General features: G+C 63.8%; 20 protein-coding genes. 14 read left to right on the top strand and 6 right to left on the bottom strand.

What is annotated here, in order from left to right:
- Positions 1-45: 45 nt before the first annotated feature.
- Positions 46-489 carry a DUF488 domain-containing protein gene (locus tag GXP34_02295; GenBank protein ID NOY54796.1) on the bottom strand — a complete coding sequence of 148 codons (444 nt, stop codon included), beginning with the start codon at positions 487-489 and terminating at the stop codon, positions 46-48.
- An 83-nt stretch (positions 490-572) separates the two neighbouring features.
- On the opposite strand from GXP34_02295, the gene GXP34_02290 reads away from it, so the two are divergent.
- Complete coding sequence (locus GXP34_02290) at positions 573-1,808, top strand: Glu/Leu/Phe/Val dehydrogenase (GenBank protein ID NOY54795.1); 1,236 nt, start codon at positions 573-575, stop codon at positions 1,806-1,808.
- 6 nt (positions 1,809-1,814) lie between these two features.
- On the opposite strand, the gene GXP34_02285 is transcribed toward GXP34_02290, so the two are convergent.
- Positions 1,815-2,585, bottom strand: coding sequence for a PD-(D/E)XK nuclease family protein (locus GXP34_02285; protein ID NOY54794.1), 771 nt, complete (start codon positions 2,583-2,585; stop codon positions 1,815-1,817).
- A gap of 545 nt (positions 2,586-3,130) precedes the next feature.
- Between GXP34_02285 and GXP34_02280 the strand changes: the two genes are divergently transcribed.
- From GXP34_02280 to fabI, 4 genes are all read left to right on the top strand, one after another.
- Positions 3,131-3,313 carry a hypothetical protein gene (locus tag GXP34_02280; GenBank protein NOY54793.1) on the top strand — a complete coding sequence of 61 codons (183 nt, stop codon included), beginning with the start codon at positions 3,131-3,133 and terminating at the stop codon, positions 3,311-3,313.
- A gap of 617 nt (positions 3,314-3,930) precedes the next feature.
- On the top strand, positions 3,931-4,221 hold the full coding sequence (locus GXP34_02275; GenBank protein ID NOY54792.1) for a hypothetical protein: 291 nt from the start codon (positions 3,931-3,933) through the stop codon (positions 4,219-4,221).
- Positions 4,222-4,338: 117 nt separating this feature from the next.
- The gene (locus tag GXP34_02270) at positions 4,339-4,608 is read left to right on the top strand and encodes a hypothetical protein (protein ID NOY54791.1); all 270 of its coding nucleotides are present in this window, start codon (positions 4,339-4,341) and stop codon (positions 4,606-4,608) included.
- 85 nt (positions 4,609-4,693) lie between these two features.
- On the top strand, positions 4,694-5,467 hold the full coding sequence (fabI, locus tag GXP34_02265; GenBank protein NOY54790.1) for an enoyl-ACP reductase FabI: 774 nt from the start codon (positions 4,694-4,696) through the stop codon (positions 5,465-5,467).
- Here fabI and GXP34_02260 read toward each other — a convergent pair.
- Complete coding sequence (locus tag GXP34_02260; protein ID NOY54789.1) at positions 5,387-7,210, bottom strand: GAF domain-containing protein; 1,824 nt, start codon at positions 7,208-7,210, stop codon at positions 5,387-5,389. The two genes, fabI and GXP34_02260, sit on opposite strands and share 81 nt — an antisense overlap.
- Positions 7,211-7,322: 112 nt before the next feature.
- Between GXP34_02260 and GXP34_02255 the strand changes: the two genes are divergently transcribed.
- The 3 genes from GXP34_02255 to GXP34_02245 are packed head-to-tail and all read left to right on the top strand — an operon-like array spanning position 7,323 to position 10,620.
- The gene (locus GXP34_02255; GenBank protein ID NOY54788.1) at positions 7,323-8,033 is read left to right on the top strand and encodes an alpha/beta hydrolase; all 711 of its coding nucleotides are present in this window, start codon (positions 7,323-7,325) and stop codon (positions 8,031-8,033) included.
- Positions 8,030-9,520 (top strand): UDP-N-acetylmuramoyl-tripeptide--D-alanyl-D-alanine ligase, encoded by a 1,491-nt coding sequence (locus GXP34_02250; protein ID NOY54787.1) that lies wholly within the window; start codon positions 8,030-8,032, stop codon positions 9,518-9,520. Before GXP34_02255 ends, GXP34_02250 begins: the two co-directional genes overlap by 4 nt.
- An 11-nt stretch (positions 9,521-9,531) precedes the next feature.
- Complete coding sequence (locus GXP34_02245; GenBank protein NOY54786.1) at positions 9,532-10,620, top strand: hypothetical protein; 1,089 nt, start codon at positions 9,532-9,534, stop codon at positions 10,618-10,620.
- Positions 10,621-10,639: 19 nt separating this feature from the next.
- Here the strand turns inward: GXP34_02245 and GXP34_02240 are convergent, their stop codons facing one another.
- The 3 genes from GXP34_02240 to rpmB form a co-directional block, all read right to left on the bottom strand.
- Positions 10,640-10,873, bottom strand: coding sequence for an Lrp/AsnC family transcriptional regulator (locus tag GXP34_02240; GenBank protein NOY54785.1), 234 nt, complete (start codon positions 10,871-10,873; stop codon positions 10,640-10,642).
- Between the two features lie 108 nt (positions 10,874-10,981).
- Positions 10,982-11,194 (bottom strand): cold shock domain-containing protein, encoded by a 213-nt coding sequence (locus GXP34_02235; GenBank protein NOY54784.1) that lies wholly within the window; start codon positions 11,192-11,194, stop codon positions 10,982-10,984.
- Positions 11,195-11,251: 57 nt separating this feature from the next.
- The gene (gene rpmB, locus GXP34_02230; GenBank protein NOY54783.1) at positions 11,252-11,440 is read right to left on the bottom strand and encodes a 50S ribosomal protein L28; all 189 of its coding nucleotides are present in this window, start codon (positions 11,438-11,440) and stop codon (positions 11,252-11,254) included.
- 323 nt (positions 11,441-11,763) lie between these two features.
- Here rpmB and recG point away from each other — a divergent pair, with 323 nt between their 5' ends.
- The 6 genes from recG to rpmF are packed head-to-tail and all read left to right on the top strand — an operon-like array spanning position 11,764 to position 16,114.
- Positions 11,764-13,911 (top strand): ATP-dependent DNA helicase RecG, encoded by a 2,148-nt coding sequence (gene recG / locus GXP34_02225; GenBank protein NOY54782.1) that lies wholly within the window; start codon positions 11,764-11,766, stop codon positions 13,909-13,911.
- Positions 13,908-14,447, top strand: coding sequence for a 16S rRNA (guanine(966)-N(2))-methyltransferase RsmD (gene rsmD / locus GXP34_02220; GenBank protein NOY54781.1), 540 nt, complete (start codon positions 13,908-13,910; stop codon positions 14,445-14,447). Before recG ends, rsmD begins: the two co-directional genes overlap by 4 nt.
- Entirely contained in the window at positions 14,444-14,920 is a 477-nt protein-coding gene (coaD, locus tag GXP34_02215) for a pantetheine-phosphate adenylyltransferase (GenBank protein NOY54780.1), read from the top strand. Before rsmD ends, coaD begins: the two co-directional genes overlap by 4 nt.
- On the top strand, positions 14,913-15,416 hold the full coding sequence (locus tag GXP34_02210) for a hypothetical protein (GenBank protein ID NOY54779.1): 504 nt from the start codon (positions 14,913-14,915) through the stop codon (positions 15,414-15,416). Before coaD ends, GXP34_02210 begins: the two co-directional genes overlap by 8 nt.
- A 29-nt stretch (positions 15,417-15,445) precedes the next feature.
- On the top strand, positions 15,446-15,922 hold the full coding sequence (locus GXP34_02205) for a hypothetical protein (protein ID NOY54778.1): 477 nt from the start codon (positions 15,446-15,448) through the stop codon (positions 15,920-15,922).
- A gap of 12 nt (positions 15,923-15,934) precedes the next feature.
- On the top strand, positions 15,935-16,114 hold the full coding sequence (gene rpmF / locus GXP34_02200; GenBank protein ID NOY54777.1) for a 50S ribosomal protein L32: 180 nt from the start codon (positions 15,935-15,937) through the stop codon (positions 16,112-16,114).
- Positions 16,115-16,118 lie beyond the last annotated feature (4 nt).

Genomic DNA, 16,118 nt, shown 5'->3' with positions numbered 1-16,118 from the left:
GGGGTCGGGTGTGACACATCGTTGAGAAGCCCGAGCCCGAGACTCTCAGAACCCGAGCGTCGGCTGGTGTGGTCTTGCCGACCCGTCGGGCAGGATGTGCACCACGCGCGCCCCCATGTCTTCGAGCCTTGGTGCGAGCAAGGTCGAGCGGTGACAACCGGTGGGTTCTCCCTCTGCGCAGAGGAGGGCGACGGGGGCAGTTCGTGCGAGCGAGATCACCTGGGTGATGGAGGCCAGAAACGAGGCGGGGTGCGGTGTCTCGTCGAGGCCTCCCAGCGTGTTACCGAACCACCGGTATCCGAAGCCGGCCGTCCGAGCGAGAGGAGACAGTGTCTCTCTGCGGAAATCGGGAGCATGCCGCGAATAGGGGCGAGATCGAACGTCGATCAACGTCGCGATTCGATAGTTGTCCAGCACGGCGGCGATGGCGTGAAAGTCCTTGGTGCCGTGACCGATGGTGTAGACGATGGGGTGTTGGTTCGCAGGCATGCGTTCGGTGTAGATTGTGGTATCCCAGGAGGCGTATGGAAAGCATTTCAAAGGGCGTCGAGGCGCGGGAGTGGGAATCGCAGATGTATCGCGAGGCGGTCGCACAGTTCGACCGTGTCGCGGAGATCATGGATTTGGACCGTAACGTCTGGCAACGCCTCAGATACCCGCAGCGGTCGCTTGTCGTGACATTTCCCTACCGGAGGGACAAGTACTCCGATGTAGAGACCCTCTTCGGGTACCGGGTCCAGCATGTGTTGACGATGGGACCGACGAAGGGTGGGATCCGGTACGCGCCGGATGTGAACCTGGGTGAGGTTGCCGCCCTTGCCATGCTCATGACCTGGAAGACGTCGATCGTCGGATTGCCGTTCGGGGGTGCCAAAGGTGGCGTTCGCGTCAATCCGTTGGAGCTGAGCTTTCCGGAGCTTCAGCGGGTTACCAGGCGGTACACGGTCGAAGTGATCAATTTCATCGGGCCCAACAAGGACATCCCCGCTCCGGACATGGGGACCAATGAGCAGACGATGGCCTGGATCATGGACACGTACAGCCAGGAGGTGGGTCATACGGAACCTGCGGTCGTCACCGGGAAGCCACCGTCGCTCGGCGGGTCGGTTGCCCGAAGAGAGGCGACGGGCCGCGGCGTCGTCAGCCTGCTTCCCTCGGCGGCCAATCACATCGGCCTGAACCTCTCGAACGCCCGGGTGATCGTCCAAGGCTTCGGCAACGTCGGACGCTACGCGGCGATCGCCGCCGCAGAGCTGGGATGTGCGGTCGTCGCCGTCTCGGACATTCACGGCGGGATTTACGATCCGAACGGGCTCGAAATCGGCAAGGTTGCGCGTTGGGTCGATGAACACGGGTTTCTCGACGGGTATCCGGATGCAGATCCGATCGGCAACGCGGAGTTGGTCGAACTGCCATGTGAGATCCTCATTCCTGCTGCAGTCGCCGGTGTGATCCACAAGGGCAACGCCGAGAGGGTTCAGGCACGGATCGTTGCCGAGGGAGCCAACGGCCCGACGACCATGGAGGCCGACGAGATCCTCGCGGACAAAGGGGTGTTCCTCATTCCGGACGTCCTTGCCAACGCCGGCGGGGTCACCGTCTCCTATTTCGAGTGGGTTCAGGATTTGCAGAACTACTTCTGGACCGAGAACGAGACGGTGGCACGGCTGCGCGAGATCATGAACAGGGCGTTCGACGAGGTGCTGTCCGTCAGCATCAAACGGAACGTCGACATGCGCACCGCAGCACTCATCAAAGGTGTACACAGGGTGGCCGAGGCGAAACTGGCTCGCGGCGTCTACCCGTAGGCGGCCTCAGGCTTCCGGTGGCTGCACCCACGCCGGGCACCGATTCTTGAATGAGCACCAGTCGCACAACGGTCCCCGCTTCGGCGGGAACCGTTCTTCGGCGATCGCCTGGTCGATGCGCTCCCACAGTGCACGGACCGCACTCTCCGCTGCATCGAGTTTCCGATCGTCGATATCGAGCCGGTACATGGTGGGTCCGTTCAGATAGAGGAGACGAACCTCGATCGGCGTGCGGCCCGTTCGCTTGCGGATGAGGAGCGCGTAGATCTTCAGTGCGAAGAACGCTTCCATGGCGTAGCGCTCAGGGGGGGCTTTCCCGGTCTTGTAGTCGAGGATGATGAGGTCGCCGTCGGCGGTCTCGTCGATTCGATCGAGGATGCCGCGAATGGTCATGCCGTCGAGCTGCTCGAGCATCTTGAGTTCCCGGTGCAGTGGTGATATCCGGGTCGGATCCTCGAGGGCGAAGTAGTTGCCGAGCAAGGCCATGCTCTCCATGCCCCAGCGGCGCTCGGCGTCGCCGTCCTCGAACAGTTCGGCGTACTCCTCATGGCCGCGCAGCTCGGTCCACGCCTGCCGAAACAGCTCATAGAGCCGCTCTGCGGTGCGCTCGGGTGCAGGGAGGTCGTAGAGGCGTTCCAAGGCGAGGTGGGTCGTCGTGCCTCGTGCCTGGTAGATGGTGGTCGGTTCCGGAAGCCGGTCGATTGCGCGAAACTTGAACAGCTGGGGACACGTTTTGAAATCGCCGGCCCTGCTTGGGGAGAGGGTTTCGAGACTCATGGTTGCGACCATAGCGACCGGGGGTGACACTTCGTGGCGTGAGTCGCGAAAACTCGATTCGTGATCGCGAAAACCAGACAGGCCTCGCGCTTGCATGTTGATGGAGGCTTCCGTAAGTTGCCGTTGCTGTGTTGGAGACGTTCGATGCAGTAAGGGTGAGCCGGCCGGGCGACCGGACGGCGAATCCGCCGACTTTCCGGTCGGTGCCCCGAGAGGGGCCGTCCTTCGAGAGAAGGCGTATCGTGAAGCCTTCGGGTTTCACGGTCAGATCGGGAAGCGGATCCTTCCGGTGACGGAGGGAGGCTTCCTTCGGGTTTCGACTCGGAGTGGGGCGACGCTCGGACTTTGGTTGGACTTCGGTTCTGCCAAGGCGAGAGTGGTCCGACGGGCCTCAGGGTTCGTGGGACACCGCAGACTGCGGCACCCGGAGTTGGTTTCCGGCTTCGGGCCCGGCGGTCCGGTGTTTCGACACCGGGTTCGGCGGGACGGGAAACCCCGAGAGGGCTGACGTTTCGACAGAGGCTCCTTCGGGGTTTTCTCGCGTCGTGGATGTCATGGTCGCGAAATCCGGGTTCGTGGTCGCGAAGCTCGGGCAGGATTCGGGGTTCTCTCGCGTCGTGGATGTCGTGGTCGCGAAATTCGGGTTCGTGGTCGCGAAATTCGGGCAGGATTCGGGGTTGCGTTCGGTGGCCGACGGCGGTAATAATGGGGTCGCGCAATGGAGGTAACTTCGTAGCGCACCCGAGAAGGTCGAGAGATCATCTTGGGGCTCCCATCGGGAGACCGTTTCTTTCGGGGAACGGAGTTCCAGTGGGACAGAAACCCCGAGAGGGCCGACGTTTCGACAGAAGCTCCCTCGGGGTTTTCTCGCGTCCTGGCCCGCTGCGCGGCCGTTCCTGGTACCTGGGTCCGGTCGCGAAATCCGGATTCGTGGTCGCGAAATCTGGAGAAGGTTCTGGGTTGCAGATGATGGCCGACGGCGGTAATAATGGGGTTGCGCAATGGAGGTAACTTCGTAGCGCACCCGAGGCGGTCGAGAGATCATCTTGGGGCTCCCATCGGGAGACCGTTTCTTTCGGGGAACGGAGTTCCAGTGGGACAGAAACCCCGAGAGGGCGGACGTTTCGACAGAAGCTCCCTCGGGGTTTTCTTGTGCTTGGACATCCCGGAAACATGGGCGTCATCGTGTGTCTTGCGCCGTCGCTTCGGGGAAAGGGCACGAGGAGTGACCGTACGCTTCGCGGAGGCGGATCCGATGAGTCATGTCGAGACCGTGGCGAACATGACGGAACCCGCCCGAAAGCTGAGCCATCCCGGTTCAGATACGGTACCCTGATGAGGGTGAGTGTTGGTTGAGGAGAGGGTCGTGTACGAAGCCGTTCAATACGTAGAGGAAGAAGTCGATGGGCTTCCGACCGGCGTATCGCTCGAAACACACCTCGGGACGTTTGCTGCCGAGAAGGAAGCCATCGCCGCCGCCAGGGCGGCGCGTGATGCCTACGCGGATCGTCATGAGTACGCGTGGTGGATCGTTCGGCGCCAGGGTGAGCGAGTCGCTTTGTGGATCGCAGATTCCCGCAGCGGTCGTGAATTCGTGATGGACCTCTCGAAGGAGCAGATCGTCGATCTCTCCTGAGTGCAGCCGTCCGGCGGCATGAGATCGTGCCCGGCGGGCGGCGAAATCCACGGAATCGTTGCCATCGTGCTGTAGCGTGCCGACGCGGTACGGAGTAGGGGCGGTCAGGAGACTGCCGTGTTCGAGGCCATCGAGTACATTGAAGAGGAGGTCGCGGGTCTGCCGACGGGCTTGGTCGTCGAGAGGGCTATCGGGTCGTTTCTCACCGGAGCCGAAGCGGTTCTTGCCGCCCGTGCCGCCCGTGCTTCCCATCAGACGCGTCAAGAGTATGCATGGTGGGTCGTTCGACGCGAGGGCGAGCAGCTCGCCTCGTGGATCGCAGATTCGAGAAGTGGCCGGGAATTCGTCGTAGACATTTCCAGTGGAAGGGTCGTCGACCTGGTGTGACGGCATATCGCCGGCGAGGTAACCAACTCCATGGCGTCGGGCACCAAGTACCGTGAGGCGACGAGATGTCGAATAAGGTGGGCTCATGTTGTTGGCAAGGAAACGGTTTCTCATCACCGGAGTGCTCACCGACGACTCGATCGCGTGGCACACCGCCCGAGTGGCGCAAGAAGAAGGCGCGGAGGTGCTGCTCACCGGTTTCGGTCGCGGGCTTCCGCTCACGCAGCGGTCTGCCCGGCGACTTCCCAGCCCACCCGACGTCATCGAGTTGGACGTGAACGATCCCGCCCATGTCACGGCGCTCGCCGACGACATCTCTTCCCGGTGGGGAAGCCTCGATGGGGCACTGCACGCGATCGCCTTTGCTCCCGACGATGCGCTCGGCGGCAAGTTTCTGAGCACCCCGCCCGAAAGTGCTCAGACCGCGTTCATGACGTCGGCCTTCTCCTTCAAGACGATCGCGGCCTGTCTCGCACCGCTCATGCCGTCGGGCGGTTCGCTCGTCACACTCGATTTCGACAACCGCCAAGCCTGGCCTGCGTATGACTGGATGGGCGTCGCGAAGGCGGCGCTCGAGGCGGTGACCCGGTATCTCGCCCGTGATCTCGGCCCGGAGGGGATTCGAGTCAACGCCGTTGCCGCAGGTCCGCTCGGGACGGTGGCGGCGCGGTCGATTCCCGGCTTTGCGAGGTTCGATGAGGTCTGGAAGGAACGGGCGCCACTGGCGTGGAATGTCGAGGACCCGACTCCCGTGGCACGAATGGTGTGCCTGCTGCTGTCAGACTGGACGTCGATGACGACCGGGGAACTCGTCCATGTCGACGGAGGATTCCATGCCATCGCAGCCGGACCCGAATAGGGGTTTCGCGTCGGTCGTGTGCTTGCGCCGTGCGGATGGCGCATCCGGTGGAGCCTTTGGGATACGCACCTGGAACGTTGCGCCGCCACCGGGTGTGTCTTCGACATGAACGGTGCCGCCGATCGCCTGTACGAGACCGCGAACGATGGCGAGTCCCAGGCCCGTTCCTCCCTGTTTCCTGGTGGAGATCGGGCCGAGTTGTATGAAGCGCTCGAAGATCCGGTCGCGCAGCTCGGCCGGTATGCCGGGTCCGTGATCGACGACGGAGATGGTGACGGCTTCGTCGTCCTCGGAAGCAGTCACTTCGACGGCCGTGTCGCCGGCATACCGGAGGGCGTTCTCAACGAGATTGATGACGATGCGCTGGAGATGGTCGGGATCGGAACGCAGTGAGATCGGCCCGCACTCGACCGACACTTGTTCCGTGTCGGGGATATCGGCCACCGCGGCTGCGAGGAGCGTCGGGAGGTCGATGCGTTCGGCTTGGGTCGGAAGTGCCCTTCCTTCGATTCGCGAGACGATCAGGAGATCTTCGATGAGACGACCGAGCCTGGCTGCCTGTGAGCGTGCAGAGTGGAGCAGGTCGCGCGCCATCTCGTCGGTGGGCTGGAACTCGGGGCGTGTGAGCGTTGCGAGTGAACCGATGATCGATGTGAGCGGCGTTCTGAGCTCATGACTGACCACAGACACGAAGTCCGTCTTCATCGCCGCGAGCTCTTCCATCTTCCTGCTGGTCTGCGCCGCTTCTTCGATCCGTTCGAGTTGGGCGATCGCCAACGCGGTCGGCGTGGAGAGTGAGACCAGGGCCTGGACGTCATCTTCGGTGAACGTCCCGTCCACTTTGTCTGCCAGCACCATGACGCCCAGCGTTCGGTCCTCCACTTTCATCGGTGCCGCGATAGCGTTGTGGACGCCGAGCTCGCCGAGCAGTCCATGGACATCCGGGTCTTTGTCGATGTCGTGGAAGATCGCGGGAGAGCCCGACATGTACACGCGTTCGAGGTCGCCGGCGTTGCGAAGCGGGATCTGGTAGCCGTCCACCTCCAACGCGTTCCCGACCGTCCAGATGGGACTCATGACGTTCAGGCACGGCCGATTGGGGTCCCGCAGCAGCAGAGCACCCACCTGCGCATGCAGGTACTGGCCGATCCTGCCAACGAGGACCGGGAGGGCCTCTTGAACGGTCTCGGCGGCCGACGTGGCGGTCGAGACGTCATACAGCCTTGCAAGGTCCACCTCGCGGGCCTTGAGGGTCGCCAGCCGCTCGGCGGCCAGGCGGCTCTCCCGACGAAACCCGCGAGTCAGCATGCCGACGGCCAGCGATACCCCGGCGACCGCGACCAGGGGAACGATGATGTCCGCCGGATGCTCGCCACTCGTCAGCACAACGGCGAAGTAGGAGGCCGCGACGAGAGCGCTGATGATCGTGTGCGCGACGAGGCCGGTCATCACCGCAGAGAGGGCGACGACCGCCAGGTCGGCCGCGAGGACCGCAGACTGGAGTTCCGGAATCGTTCCGGCTGCGGTCAGGCTCGCGATGACGACGGCGAAGAAGAGCCACAGCAGCAGCTTCCCCAACCAGCGATGCTGGAGTTTTGTCCACTGCAACAATGTCAACAGGACGACGGCGAGAACCGTGAGGATGGCCGGTCCCCAGACCCGGATGTCGGTGATGACACCGTTGAGATACGCGGTCACGACCAGTGCCAAGATCAGCAGCGTCAGGATGCGCATGCCGAGCACGGCCGTCCTCGTTCTGAAATCCTCGTGATGAGTGTGATTCACAACCTCCAGTATGGTCGGCGTCGAGGATCTTGAGCGGTAATCTCTCGCTGAAGCGATGCAGGGTGCGACGGTGGCGTTGACAACAATTGCCGGCATGTTCGGGGAACGCTACGGCGGCCGTCGACCCGTCGTCCTCGCCCTGCACGGCTGGGGGAGGGACCATTCGGATTTTGCAGAAACGCTGCGTGACATTCCTTCGATCGCGCTCGATCTCCCCGGCTTCGGTGCCTCTACGGCACCGGAGTCTGCGATGGGGACCGATGGCTATGCCCGGGCGGTGGAGGCGGTTCTCACGGAATACTCCTCACCTCCGGTCGTGGTCGGGCACTCCTTCGGAGGGCGGGTCGCGCTCAATCTCGCAGCGACTCGACCGGTCTCCGGGCTCGTGCTGGTGGGGGTCCCGCTGCTCCGCACGGCACGGGCCCGCCGGGCCCCGCTCGGGTACCGGTTGAGGAAGTCGCTCCGGTTCCTTCTTCGGGAGGACCGACTGGAACGCGCCAGGCATCGGTACGGATCACCTGACTACCGGGCGGCGAGCGGGGTCATGAGGGACATCCTGGTCGCTGCGGTCAACGAGACCTATGAGGATCTTCTGCCGACGATCGGGTGTCCCGTCCGGCTCGTGTGGGGCAGTGAAGATAGCGAAGTGCCGCTCGACGTGGCCGAGGCCGCCGTCGAACTCTTTCCCGACGCTCACCTCAGCGTGGTGCCCGACATCGGACACCACCTTCTGATCCGTGCACCAGAGATCGTGCGAGCAGAGATTCTGGAACTGCTGTGATCGACGTTCTCACATCCGCAGCGGCCGTTGTCGCCTCGGTGGTGTCGATGCTGCGCTGGATACGTGTGGCCCAGCGTGAGCATTACCTGCCCGGTTCCGTCGTCCGATTCGCCGTGCGGTGGTGGGGAAGCCGTGCCGTGAACCTTGCCGGATTCACGCTTGCGCTGGCCGGAGCGATCGGGTCGATCTGGGTGCGGCCGGTGGGCCTCGTAACGGCGGCCATCATCGCCTTCTTTCCGCTCGGGCTCGGCGTGCGCGGTCGGACTGCACCACTCGCATGGACCCCCCGCCTACGTCGCACGGCCGGGGCTGCCGTCGCACTCTTCGCCCTTCTGCTCGCCATCGGTGGTGCCGGACTGGCGGCGGTCCTGCTGGCGCCTGTGATACCTCTGCTCGTCGATGCCGCGTTGTGGTTGCGATCGCCGCTGGAGGCTCGATCCAGTGCCCGCTTCGTCGATGAGGCTTCACGGCGCCTGGTCTCGGTCGCTCCGACGGTTGTCGCGATTACCGGCTCGTTCGGCAAGACGACGACGAAGGCCTATGTCGGTCGACTTCTGCGGAACCGCCGCCAGGTGGTCGTGAGTCCTGCGAGCTTCAACAACCGTTTGGGACTGGCACGTTCCATCAATGAACAGCTCGCGCCCGGTACCGAGATCTTCGTCGCCGAGATGGGTACCTACGGTCGAGGCGAGATTCGGGCGCTGTGTGAGTGGATCCGTCCGACGGTCTCGGTGATCACCGCCATCGGCCCCGTCCATCTCGAACGATTCGGTACCCTCGACGCCATCGCCTCGGCGAAAACCGAGATCGTCGATGGCTCGCGGGCATTGGTGCTGAACGTCGATCATCCGCAACTCGAGGAGCTTGCCGATGCCGAGGAAGGGCGCAGGCAGGTCATTCGATGCTCTTCGAACTCTTCACGGGCCGACGTCTATGTCGGGCCGGACTCGACGGTGTATGTCCATGGTCGGGCCATCGGTCCGATCTCCGACGAGGAGGCATTCCCGGGAAACGTGGCATGCGCCGTCGGAGTGCTGGTGGCGCTCGGTATGACACCAGACCCGGCAGATCTGGCCTCACTGGAGCGTCCGGCGCATCGCCGGCAGGTGGCGACCGCGCCGAGCGGCGTGGTCGTCATCGACGACACCTACAACGCGAATCCGACAGGGGCACGGGCGGTCCTCTCGATGTTGCGGCACCATGCGTCCCCCGGAGGAAGGCGCGTCGTCGTCACCCCCGGCCTCGTGGAGTTGGGCCGACGGCAGTATGCGGAGAATGTAAGTCTCGCCGAACATGCCGCGAGAGAGGCGACGGACATCGTGATCGTCGGGCGCACGAACCGGCGGGCGCTGTTGGAGGGATCGCACGGCGTGCCGTCCGTTAGGGTTGTTGACTCCCGGGAGGAGGCCGTCGCCTGGGTGCGACGAACGCTCGGTCCCGGTGATGTGGTCGTGTACGAGAACGACCTGCCGGACCACTACCCGTAAGGAGCAATCTGATGAGCAACCCGGCAGTGGTGTTTGGGGGCCCGTCCCCCGAACACGACATCAGCATTCTCACCGGTCTGCAGGCGTGCAGGACGCTGCTCGACACAGGTCGCAGCGTGGAGGCGGTCTACTGGGCGAAGAGCGGTGCCTGGTTCTCGGTGGATCCGTCACTGGAGGCGGCTGACTTTGCCGACGGTGTGCCACGGCGTGCGAAGCCGCTTCGATTCGTGGCCGAGACGGGAGCCGGGTTCATTGCCCGCAAGAAGCCGCTCGACATCTCTGCCGTCGTGAACTGCTGTCACGGTGCTCCGGGCGAGGACGGAACGCTGCAGGCGGCGCTCGACCTCGCCGGGATTCGTTACACGGGGCCGAGCGCCGCAGGGTCCGCCCTCGGGATGGACAAGCTCGCCTTCGGAGCCGTCGTGCAATCGGCGGGCCTTTGCTCCGTGCCACGCAGACTTCTCGAACCGGGGATCGAGTGGGACGCAACACCGCCGTTCATCGTCAAACCGCGGTTCGGCGGATCTTCGATCGGAATCGAGGTCGTGGACGGAATGGAGACTGCACTCGCACTCGCCGCGTCGTCGAAGCACTTGCAGGGCGGTGCAGTCATCGAACCGTTCCTGGAGGGCAGCCGGGACTACAACATCGCCATTCGAACGTATCCCGGCCTGCAACTCAGCGCCATCGAGGCACCGGTCAGAGATGCGAAGAGCAGTGCCATCTACAGCTACGAGCAGAAGTACCTGGCCGGTGGTGGTCTCGAGGGGTCGGCGCGCGAGATCCCGGCCAAACTTCCGGTGCAAGTGGCAGAGTCGATCCGGCAGGCTGCCATGATCGTGTCGGGTCTCATCGGTGTCCGTTCCGTCGCCCGCGTCGATTTCCTGGTGCGGGGCGACAACATGTGGGTCAATGAGATCAACACGATTCCCGGGAGCCTGGCAGCCTATCTGTGGGTGGATCCTCCACTCGACAGGCGTGAGCTGCTGACCGACATGGTCACCGAGGCCGAGAAACAACCGGTCCGACGGTTCGGGACCATCGGCTCGGACGGCACGGCGCTTCGCAACGCCGGCTCGATCGCAGCCAAACTCGGCTGATGCCTACGGATTGATCAGGCTACAGGTTGACGATCGGGCAGGTCAGCGTTCGGGTGATCCCTTCGATCGACTGGATGCGGGCGACCACGAGCTTGCCCAGCAGATCAACCGTCCCGGCCGAGGCCTTGACGATGACGTCGTACGGGCCGGTCACATCGTCGGCATGTTCCACACCCTCGATGCGGCGGGCTTCGTCGGCCACCTTCGCGGCCTTGCCCACTTCTGTCTGGATCAACACATACGCTTCGACCACCGGAACCTCCTCGGAGTGTCTCTTGATGCGATCATACCCGAGCAGGTTCCCGTCCGGGGGTCGAACTTGGGGCTGCCGAGCGGTGGCCGTCTCGTGGGCGTCGCGCCGTCAGGTGCCTTCGGAGCCGACACGAATGTGCCGTGCCGTGGCGCTCCCCTCGATGTCCTCGATGTCGAAGATGATGCGTTGACCCTGCCGCAGGTTCCGGAAGATGCTTCCGTCCAAGGATGCTCCATCGAGGAGGAGCTCGGTTCGGTCCGTGTCGGATACGACGATGCCGAGTCCGGTGGAAGGATCGAAGATCTTCACAACGCCTTGCATGGGACGTGAGTGTAGTGGCGCCGGGCCGAGCCGAGGCATCACTCGAAGTTGCCGGTCCTAGGCCTTGTCGACCTTGCCCGCCTTCAGACAGGAGGTGCAGATACGCATGCGGCGGGTGTTGGAACCGTGGCGCACGCGAACACGCTGGATGTTGGGGACCCAACGTCGACTCGAGCGCTTATGCGAGAAACTGACTTGTTTCCCGAACCAGGGCTCTTTTCCACAGATCTCACAGCGATACGACATGGCGACCTCCTCGGGCCGGTGAGCGAGGTTAGCACCGCGAGGGAGCTGCACGGAATCGTATACTCGTCGCCGGTCATGGATCCGCGAATGTACCTTACTGCCAAACACCTGAAGCATGTCGCTTCGCGCCATTACGATCGATCGGCCGTCCGTCGTGATACGGGCCGAGGCGATCGTGGACTCCCGACTTCGTTCATCGGGCGACCGTCGATGCCCGTGGTGGCCGTCGGGGCCCACGGCCATCCGGGGGCAGAGCATCCGTCGAACGCGCTCGAGATCGAGGATGGGGGACAGTCGCTCCACCCCTGCCTGATCTCCGCGAAGTGAGCAGCCTGGCCCATCTGTCGGAGGTGGGGGTGGAGCAGGTGAAACTCCTGTCCGGCCGGCGCGCCGAGAAGCTCCGAAACGTCGGGATCGAATCCGTGGCCGACCTCCTCCAGCATGTTCCCCGTCGGTACATCGATCGGTCCCGGACGGAAAAGATTGCCTCGGTTCCCGTCGGTCGAGAGGTCACGATCATCGGAACGGTCCAGCGGATATCCACGAGGAGGCCCCGGCGCAAGCTCACGATCACCGAGGCGGTCATCTCCGACGAGAGTGCACGTCTCACCGTCGTGTGGTTCAACCAGGCGTTCCGCGAACGTCAGCTCTCCGTCGGTGCGGAGGTGGCCCTGTCGGGAAAGATCGAGTCGTTTCGCGGAAAGCTCCAGATGAAGAGCCCGGATGTCGACCTGATGCGGTCCGCCACCGAGAGTCTGGTCACCGGCCGGGTCGTGCCCGTCTATCCGTCTGCAGGTGGTTTGTCATCGGGATACCTTCGAAGGGCCATTCACAATGCGCTCCGGAGGGCGCGGCCGATCGATGACCCGCTTCCCGAAGAGATGGTGCGCAGGCTGGGGCTGATCGATCGCGATCGGGCCGTCTCCGACATCCACTTCCCCGAGACTCCCGAAGTCGTCGCGGCCGCCCGTCGCCGGCTCGTATTCGACGAGCTGTTCCGACTGGAGGTGGCCCTCGCCCTTTCGAAGCGAAGGATGATCGAAGAGGCGGTCGGGATTGCCCACCATCCGGAGGGTCTGCTGCTCGGACGCTTCATCGATGGGCTTCCGTTCGCCCTGACTTCTGCGCAGCACCGGGTCATCGAAGAGATCGGACGCGACATGCAGACGTCGCATCCGATGCACCGGCTCCTTCTCGGCGAGGTCGGATCGGGGAAGACGGTGGTAGCCGTCTCGGCGCTGATGACCGGTGTCGAAGGAGGCTATCAGGGAGCCGTGATGGCTCCTACCGAAGTGCTCGCCGTCCAGCACTATCTCTCGATCACGGCGCTTCTCGAAGGAGCGGGGTTGGCTCCGCCGCCCGATGACACCCCGAACCTCTTCTGCGGTGAAGGTACCGGTGTGACGCTGGCGCTGTTGACCTCCTCCAACGCCGAGGTGAACTTCCGGCCCAGGGCGACACGCGACGAAGTCGTCGGGCTCGTTGCAGAAGGCGCGGTCGACATCGTCATCGGGACACATGCGCTCATCCAGGAAGGCGTGCGTTTCGCCGCGCTCGGAGTTGCCGTCATCGATGAGCAGCATCGCTTCGGAGTCCACCAGCGCGTGCGGCTCAAGGAGAAGGCGGGTGATGCGGATCCCGATCTCCTGATCATGACCGCCACGCCCATCCCGAGGACACTCTCGATGACGCTCTACGGGGATCTCGATGTTTCCCTGCTCGACGAGATGCCACCCGGCAGGCCCGAAGTCCACACGGTGGCGGTAGGCCCGGATCGGCTCCACGAGGTCTACGATCGGATTCGCATCGAAGCATCCGCCGGCCGTCAGACATTCGTCGTGTGTCCGCTCGTCGAGGACAGCCCGAAGGTGCAGGCGGCTTCGGCGACGGCCGAGTACGAGCGTCTCCAAGGGGTCTTTCCCGAGCTGCGCCTCGGGCTGCTCCACGGCCAGCTGCATTCGGCCGACAAACGGTCGGTGATGCAGGCCTTTCGCGACGGGGCTCTGGATCTGCTTGTCACCACCACGGTCATCGAGGTCGGCATCGACATCCCCAACTCGACGATCATGGTGATCGAAGATGCCGATCGCTTCGGACTGAGCCAACTGCACCAGCTTCGCGGCAGGCTCGCCCGCCATGCGGGTCCGAACTGGTGCTATCTGGTTGCCGATCCATCGACGGAGGAGGGCAGGGCACGTATCGAAGCCATGGTGGCGAGCGACGACGGATTCGAGCTGGCCGAGGTCGACCTGCGGATTCGCGGCCAAGGAACCGTGTTCGGTGCCAGGCAGTCGGGCCTGTCCGATCTTCGTCTGTCGGACATCCTGCGGGACAAGGATGAGTTGATCGCGGCTCGGCGTGAAGCGTTCACCCTCGTGGGTGGGGATCCGGACCTCGGTGAACATCCGGAGATACGAACGGAGGTGAGAGCGTTGCTCGGGGATGCCGTCGAATGGCTCTTGCGATCATGAGGATCATCGCCGGCATGGCAAAGGGCCGCCGCCTCTCCGGACCTTCGGGATCCGGTACCCGTCCGATGACGGATCGCGCCCGAGAGGCGCTGTTCTCGTCGCTGGGGGATAGCGTCGTCGATGCCCGCGTGTTCGACCTGTACGCGGGATCGGGTTCCATCGGCCTCGAGGCCTTGAGCCGCGGCGCAGAGTCCGTCGTGTTCGTGGAGAGGGCGCGACCGGCGCTCTTGGCACTTCGCCGTAATATCGACAGTGTCGGGTTGGGCGGAACCGTGTCCACGCTGGACGTTGAGCGCTTCCTGGACGATACGGACATCGACGCAGATCTCGCATTCGTTGACCCACCGTATGGGCTGTCGCTAGCGTCTGTAGAGAAGGTCTTGAGCAAACTGGTTCCGAGGCTGACCGCCGGAGCGGATGTGATACTCCATCGCAGGGTGGGGGAGCGGCCGCCGAACGTCGGAGGTCTCGCGCTGGTCGACCGCCACAGATACGGGGACACCGTCCTGTGGCGCCTGAGGAAGGAGGAGGCGTGACCGTTGCCCTGATCCCTGGGAGCTTCGACCCGCCGACCAACGGACATCTCGACGTCATACGCCGATGCCTGGCGGTCTTCGGTGAGGTCGTGATCGCCGTGGTGGCCAACCCCTCCAAGACACCGCTCTTCGACGCCGGAGAGCGAGTCGCCATGCTCCAACGGCTGTACGATGGTGAACGTGTGGGCGTGGAGAGCTTCGATGGTCTGCTCGTCGACTTCGCCCGGTCGAGGAACGTCGATGTGATCGTCAAAGGCCTGCGCGCCGTCTCCGATTTCGAGTACGAGCTACAGATGGCACAGATGAACGAGAGCCTCTCCGGTATCAGCACACTGTTCCTTCCGACGAACCCGGTGTACGGATTCCTGTCCTCTTCCCTCGTCAAGGAAGTCGCTCGGTTCGGCGGTCCCGTGGAAGAACTCGTACCGGCGAGCGTGAACGAAGCACTCAAGAAGAGGTACGGCAATGACTGACGGTACGGACAACATCCCCGAGGTCGGTGAACTCGTCGAGCTGCTCGATCAGATGGAAACCGCAGTCCGGGATGCGAAGGCCATTCCGTTGTCGGGCAGCGTCCGGGTCGAACGCGAAGAACTACTCGAAATGATCGGCCGGCTGAGGGCGGCGCTCCCCGAAGAGCTGAGGGCGGCACGATGGATGGTGCGAGAGAGAGAGGCCTTCATCGCCAGAACCAACGAGCGTGCCCGAGCCATCGTCGAGAAGTCCACGGCGAAAGCCGCCGAGATGGTCAGCGAATCGCGGGTTCTCGCCGAAGCGGTCGAGGAGGCGAACGCTCTGGTGCGGAGGGCCGAAGGGGAGGCACGGAGGATTCGGCTCGAAGCGGAGGACCTTGCCGATAATCGGCTCGAGCACCTCGAGATGCTCTTCCGTAATCTCCTGGGTCAGATCAGAAGTGTGCGGTCGCAGTATCATGAGGCACGGCCCGCTCCACCACCGGTTCCCGAGTAACAACACCATCCACCATGTCCCCTTTCATCTTGAACGTCTCCGACCTGCTCGGGCATCCGGGTGCGCGCCGGGCGGTGGTGCTCGACGGCCCGCTGGACATCAGGCTCGACCTGGCCCGGGTACTCGCACCGGTGCACGCCGATCTGGTGCTCGAGGCGACGGTCGACGAGGTCGTCGTTCGCGGAACCCTGACGTTCACGGCCTCGTTGCGATGCAACCGGTGCCTGATGGAACGGGATGACGAGATGAGTGTCACGATTCTCGAAGTGTTCGGTCCCCGGCCGGTGGATGACGGTCCCGTCATCGGACGCGGCGGATCTATCGACCTCGAACAGACCCTGCGAGACGAAGCCTCACTTGCCCTTCCGATCGCACCACTCTGCAAGTTGGACTGTCTTGGACTTTGCCCTACCTGCGGAACCGACTTGAATACGGATCCCTGTTCCGGGCACGCCGACGAGAGTGCGTCTCCGTTCGGCGCCCTTCGGTATCTGCTGGAACCTTGAGAGGAGCCCCTTATGGCCGTACCCAAGAAAAAGATGTCGCGGTCACGCACGAGGCGGCGCAAGGCGGGTTGGAAGCTCAGCCTGCCGCGCATGTCCACCTGTCCGCAGTGTCACGCTCCCAAACTGCCGCATCGGGCCTGCCCGACCTGTGGTACGTACCGGGGCCACGAGGTCACCGCCGGAACCGAATAGTGTG

It is taken from the genome of Actinomycetota bacterium (assembly GCA_013152275.1).
Taxonomy (GTDB): domain Bacteria; phylum Actinomycetota; class Acidimicrobiia; order Spongiisociales; family UBA4744; genus BMS3Bbin01.
This window is presented reverse-complemented; position numbering and strand designations above follow the sequence as displayed.